Genomic DNA, 4,801 nt, shown 5'->3' with positions numbered 1-4,801 from the left:
GCTCCGAGAAGGGCGCCAAGAGGTCAAGCAGACCCAGAGCGGTCAGAGCCATACGCCGCAGGTGGACCCGGATGCCGATGAAGTCCTGGGGTACCTCCACGTCGAGGAGGGCGCGGGCCCTTTCGACGAGCACGGTGAAATCCTTGTCCTCGGGGGCGACACCGACGAGCCTCATGAGGTAGCCACGCATCCGGAGACTGAGATCGGAGATCTCATCTTCATCCGGCACGTAGTCAAGTCCGAGGACGTCTTCGAGGGCATCGAAGATCGAATCCACGACCGTGGGGGTCTGTACCGGCCGCAGCGCTTCGAGGACGCGCAGGACGGTCGTCTCACTGGCGTCGAAGACATCGGCTCGGCTCGCCGTGCCCCTTCGGGACAACTCGGGTTGGGGCGGTTGACGCACCGGGTCCGTTGCCGTTCCTCGGCGATGGAACAGACTGATCAGGCTCACCGGTGTCCCTCCGGCGTACCGAGATCGCGGCGGATGAGGCACCAGACCCGGGCGCCGTCCTCGCAGACTCCCCAGGCGTCAACCACGGCGTCAACGAGGGACAGGCCTCGACCGCTCGGAGCGAGCGGGTCAGGGCAAGGCTGCCTCGACACCCAGGGACTGCCGTCGCAGACCTCGATGCACAGCTCGGCCGCGGTGAGGAACAACCGTACGGTGACCAAGGCGCCCCGGCCGTGCACGAAGGCATTCGTGACGAGTTCGGAGAGAACCAGGCAGGCCGGGTCCGTGAGGGGTGCAAGGCCCCACAGGCGAAGACACGCGGCGGCGATCACGCGTGACTGCCGTGGCCGCTGCCTGTCCTGCGTACCCGGCTCCCCGTCCGAGCGGCGCAGGAAACTGAACTCGGCCCCGCTGGTGATGGTTGCGCGAGCGGGGATTCGCGCCGGGTACAGAGGAGTGCTCAAGGCCGTCACGGCGGTACTCCTTGGCAGGCAGGACGGTGGGAGCCGCCCAGAATCAAAGGGCTCCAGGGGCTGGTCGTGCCCCGTCTCCGAGCGGCTCGACTACCGTCCTACCAACCGCAGTTGGCGTGCAATCGAAATGGCTATCGCAATTGCTCCTCCGCGTGAACTGGTATATGACAGGGGGCGAACCGAACCTCGGTGAAGGCGCACCGGGGGTCAGATGAGACGCACCTGTACTCGCGCAAGGGGAACCGAAGCTGCCATCATCGGGGCCGAGGCTCGCGCGGTCCGAACCGGACAGAGAGGAGGAGACATGGCGGCGAACGTGCGGGCAACGTTTCTACGGATCGTGCTCGGAGCCGAACTCACCCGTCTCCGCGAACAGGCAGGGTTGACGGGAGATCAGGCCGCGAGGTCCGTGGGGTGTGCACCCTCGGCCATCAGCCGGGTGGAGAACGGCACCTCGGGCTTCCAGCGGATAGAGCAGTTCACCAAGCTCCTCGACGCCTACAAGGTGCCCTTCGAGGGCCAAGAGGTGCTCACCGACTGGTACCGGAACGCGAAGGCGGACGGCTGGTGGGGGCCGAGCGTGTCGGTCCTGCCGTCTGGCATGAGCCTCTTCCTCGCCTTCGAGTCCGGCGCCAAGGTCGTCAAGGCGTGCACGCCGATGGTGGTGAACGGACTCCTTCAGGCAGAGCGCTACGCTCGCGCGCTCATCGAATCCGCGAGGATCGCAGACGATCGCACGTTGGCGTTCGTGGAGAGCGCGGTCGAAGTTCGGATGACCCGCAAGAAACGGATCACCGAGGAAGGCATGGAACTCGTCTGCATCATGGACGAGTCCGCCATCACGAACATGGTCGGCAGTCCGCAGATCATGCTGGAGCAGTACGAGGAGATCGAGCGCCTGGCGGCGTTGCCCAACGTCACCGTACGGATCATCCCCTCCTCGGCACCCACGTATCGCGTCTTCGGCGAGTTCCACGTCCTCGACTTCGACCGCAAGGAGCTCCCCGACCCGGTCGTCGTCGCGAGCAGCACCCTGGACCAGGGCATGGAGTGCTTGTCGAAGCCGAGGCCGGTAAAGCAGTTCGTCCGTCGCTTCGACATCCTCGCCCAGGGCGCCCTGCCCGCCCACGAGACCCCCGCATTCCTGCATCGAGCAGCACGAGAGGTAACGAAATGAGCAGCAGCAACACCGTTCGACCGTACGGGCAGTGGTTCAAGTCCTCGTACAGCGGTGACGCCAGCGGAAACTGCGTGGAGGCGTGCCCCCAGCCAGGCGCCGTCCACGTCCGGGACTCCAAGCGCAACGCCGAGACGGACGCGCCCGTTCTCGGATTCACCACGGCCGCGTGGGCGGCGTTCGCCACACACACAGGCGCCGGCGGCCGCTGAACGTAGGGGCGGGCGGCATCCTCACGATACGGAGGATGCCGCCCGCGCTGACCAGCTTGCCGTGGGACAAGCATCGGCGTGGATTCGACACCTGTCCCCATGACACCGTTACGAGTGCTGCCGAGTGGATCAGACCCTCGGTGATGTGGTGAAGACGTACCGGACGGGGGCTTTGCCGTCGTTCTTCCAATCGAGCTCGACCACCACGGCGGTCACGGCTGGGCCGGCGCCGTGGCCGATCGTGAACGCGGGGGTGGTCACCGATCCGTCGCGGGCCCGGTCGAGCCGCTCGCGCAGGTCGGTCCACCGCGTCACTCCGGCCGCACGGCCGCCGGGTCGCTTCCCGGTCACGCTCACGCCGGTGCCGGGGGCGTTGAAGATGCCGCCCGGGGTGAAGACGCTCGCGGGCAGGTCCCAGGACACCTTGGCCCAGTGGCTGACGCGGCCGCCGGAGCGCTTCGCGCAGGCCTTGACGGTGAACTTCCAGTTGTCGGGCCAGGGACCGCTGTAGGTGGGGGTGTCGATGCTCTTCGAACTCGTCTTGCACGCCTCGGCGGCCTGCGCCGGCGCTGACATCCCCAGCGCGGCGACGGCGGTCACCGTCACCGCGGCCGTGACCCCGTACCTCGCCCCGGACCTGGTCCCGCGCATCGAATCCGCCTCCCGTGATCGTCTGTCGTGACAACGACAGACGGCTGGAAGGGTCATTCATGCGACATGCGGCACGGGCAGGGCAGGTCGGGCCCGTCTGTCCATCGGGCGCGCTCCGACGTACACCGCGCATCGACCCCACGGGCCCCGCTGATGGGGGAGTCTGGGGTCATGACCCACGATCAGACGGCGGGGCGCCGGGTGTACGGCACGGACCACGACGACCCGCACCCTTACCCGCGCCGGGGGCGCACCTATCGGGAGTTGCTCGGCGGGCCCCTTGACGGACAGTTGCTCGACGTCACGGATTGGATGCCCGAGGAACTCTTCGCGGGTGCTCTGTTGATCACGCCGCTGGGGATGTACGGGCCGGGTGGCCGGGCGGACTACGGACCCAGCGAGGATGATCCGTTCGGGCCGTGGATTTGGGGCGGTGACACCCCCTGACCCTGCGGTCCGGGGGCGTTGTGGGCATGTCGAGCGGGGTTTTCACCGGCTGGTGGCGGCCCCGCTTCGCGGTGTCCGGGCCCGGCCGCCAGTGTCCCCGGGTGGGTGTTCTCGTCCTCGCGTACGCGAGCGCAGCAGGGGTGAAGCGTCATCTTTCCGGCGTGCGGTCCAGGGTGGCGGGGTGGCCACCGGAGCGGCAGAAAGATTCGCTCCGAGGCACGGTTTCCGCTCATTCGTGCGAAGAATCGTGGGGAACGGCTGTTACGGAACTTGCTGCTCCGGTTGGGTGGCGGGTGGACGGGTGCGCCTGGTGGTGCGCTCCGGGCGCACTGATCGACCGGGCGGTGCGTGCTTTGGGTGGGTGTAGCGGTCAGTGAATGTCAGGGCCACGCTCATGCGGGTTGTGTGTAGTGCGCAGGTGTGTGTGACGGAAATGTCCGGGGTGGGTAACCGGCCTCGTCGGGGGCTGTGGTCGGCCGTGTGTCGGGTCGAGAGTTTGGGTCCTCGGCCCACCACGGGCCGGGCACCCGCACCGCTACGTGACTCGTATCGGCGGGTGCAGCACAGCTCTTGAGGGGCCACGTATGTCTGCTTCGTCGATCGCCCGTCGTGTTGCCGCGACCGTCCTCGCCGCCGGCGCCATCGTCTCCGCCGCCGCTCTCCCGGCCACTGCCGCGGACCGGGGGCACGATCGGCAGCCGCGGGTGGAGATCTCCCGGGTCCAGGCCGACGCTCCCGGGCGGGACGACCGTTCCAACCGTTCCCTGAACGGTGAGTGGGTCGAGATCCGCAACCCCCCCCGCCAGCCGGTGAACCTGCGTGGCTGGACGCTGCGTGACTCCGACGGCAACCGCTACCGCTTCAACGACACCCGCATCGGCGGCCGCGCCACCATCCGCATCCACACCGGGTCCGGACGCGACTCCCGCACGGACCTGTTCCAGGGCAAGCGTGACCACGTCTGGGACAACCGCGCCGACACCGCCACCCTGCGCGATGACCGCAACCGCACCGTCGACACCGAGTCCTGGGGCCGCCGCCGCTAACCAGGCTCTCGGCCGGCCGCCCGTGAACGGGCGGCAGTCGAACCCGTGATGATCGTGTGCCGGGCAGTCCGCCAGCCGCCCGGCACACATCCATGTCCAGCGCCGGTTTCTGGCCGCATCGTGGTTCTGGTCTGCTGCTCCGCGGTACCCCGAAGCCACATTCAGGGGGTGCGGGGCGGGCGGGCCACCGGTTCGCCTTCGCGTCGATTGGGCAGGAGCATTCATGCACGATGACCCCGCCCTCGGGGCCGCCGATCGCCACGGCCTCGGCTTCGCACTGCCGGCAGGTGGGCGGCCGGTCCTCGCTGGGGCCGGGCGGTGTCGCGGGCGCTGTCATGAAG

At 68.4% G+C, this 4,801-nt stretch carries 7 protein-coding genes; 4 read left to right on the top strand and 3 right to left on the bottom strand.

The annotated features are described in order from the left end of the window. Together ADK55_RS09970 and ADK55_RS09965 are read right to left on the bottom strand one after the other, a co-directional pair. The coding region (locus ADK55_RS09970) for a DUF6415 family natural product biosynthesis protein (RefSeq protein ID WP_159041344.1) at window positions 1-454 on the bottom strand (454 nt) is incomplete at its 3' end. Beyond that, window positions 451-786, bottom strand: a complete 336-nt coding sequence (locus ADK55_RS09965; RefSeq protein WP_234349985.1) for an ATP-binding protein — start codon at window positions 784-786, stop codon at window positions 451-453. The genes ADK55_RS09965 and ADK55_RS09970, both read right to left, overlap by 4 nt. A gap of 445 nt (window positions 787-1,231) precedes the next feature. Here ADK55_RS09965 and ADK55_RS09960 point away from each other — a divergent pair, with 445 nt between their 5' ends. Both ADK55_RS09960 and ADK55_RS09955 read left to right on the top strand, forming a co-directional pair. Next, complete coding sequence (locus ADK55_RS09960; protein WP_063839491.1) at window positions 1,232-2,104, top strand: helix-turn-helix domain-containing protein; 873 nt, start codon at window positions 1,232-1,234, stop codon at window positions 2,102-2,104. Continuing rightward, window positions 2,101-2,316 carry a DUF397 domain-containing protein gene (locus ADK55_RS09955; RefSeq protein ID WP_053677132.1) on the top strand — a complete coding sequence of 72 codons (216 nt, stop codon included), beginning with the start codon at window positions 2,101-2,103 and terminating at the stop codon, window positions 2,314-2,316. The genes ADK55_RS09960 and ADK55_RS09955 overlap by 4 nt, the downstream gene beginning before the upstream one ends. Before the next feature lie 129 nt (window positions 2,317-2,445). Here the strand turns inward: ADK55_RS09955 and ADK55_RS09950 are convergent, their stop codons facing one another. Next, the gene (locus ADK55_RS09950) at window positions 2,446-2,967 is read right to left on the bottom strand and encodes a hypothetical protein (RefSeq protein WP_053677131.1); all 522 of its coding nucleotides are present in this window, start codon (window positions 2,965-2,967) and stop codon (window positions 2,446-2,448) included. Between the two features lie 171 nt (window positions 2,968-3,138). On the opposite strand from ADK55_RS09950, the gene ADK55_RS09945 reads away from it, so the two are divergent. Both ADK55_RS09945 and ADK55_RS09940 read left to right on the top strand, forming a co-directional pair. After that, window positions 3,139-3,414: a hypothetical protein gene (locus tag ADK55_RS09945; protein ID WP_053677135.1), complete on the top strand. Its 276-nt coding sequence runs from the start codon at window positions 3,139-3,141 to the stop codon at window positions 3,412-3,414. Between the two features lie 584 nt (window positions 3,415-3,998). Further along, on the top strand, window positions 3,999-4,460 hold the full coding sequence (locus ADK55_RS09940; protein WP_053677130.1) for a lamin tail domain-containing protein: 462 nt from the start codon (window positions 3,999-4,001) through the stop codon (window positions 4,458-4,460). Window positions 4,461-4,801 lie beyond the last annotated feature (341 nt).

The organism is Streptomyces sp. WM4235 (assembly GCF_001279725.1).
Lineage (GTDB): Bacteria > Actinomycetota > Actinomycetes > Streptomycetales > Streptomycetaceae > Streptomyces.
Note: the sequence above shows the minus strand (reverse complement) of the source record. Positions and strands in the feature narration are given on the sequence as shown.

What these genes read in the sequence shown, in the direction of transcription:
- ADK55_RS09960 (WP_063839491.1), top strand. Translation starts at nt 1,232, where the DNA reads ATGGCGGCGAACGTGCGGGCAACGTTTCTACGGATCGTGCTCGGAGCC.
- ADK55_RS09955 (WP_053677132.1), top strand. Translation starts at nt 2,101, where the DNA reads ATGAGCAGCAGCAACACCGTTCGACCGTACGGGCAGTGGTTCAAGTCC.
- ADK55_RS09950 (WP_053677131.1), bottom strand. Translation starts at nt 2,967, where the DNA reads ATGCGCGGGACCAGGTCCGGGGCGAGGTACGGGGTCACGGCCGCGGTG.
- ADK55_RS09945 (WP_053677135.1), top strand. Translation starts at nt 3,139, where the DNA reads ATGACCCACGATCAGACGGCGGGGCGCCGGGTGTACGGCACGGACCAC.
- ADK55_RS09940 (WP_053677130.1), top strand. Translation starts at nt 3,999, where the DNA reads ATGTCTGCTTCGTCGATCGCCCGTCGTGTTGCCGCGACCGTCCTCGCC.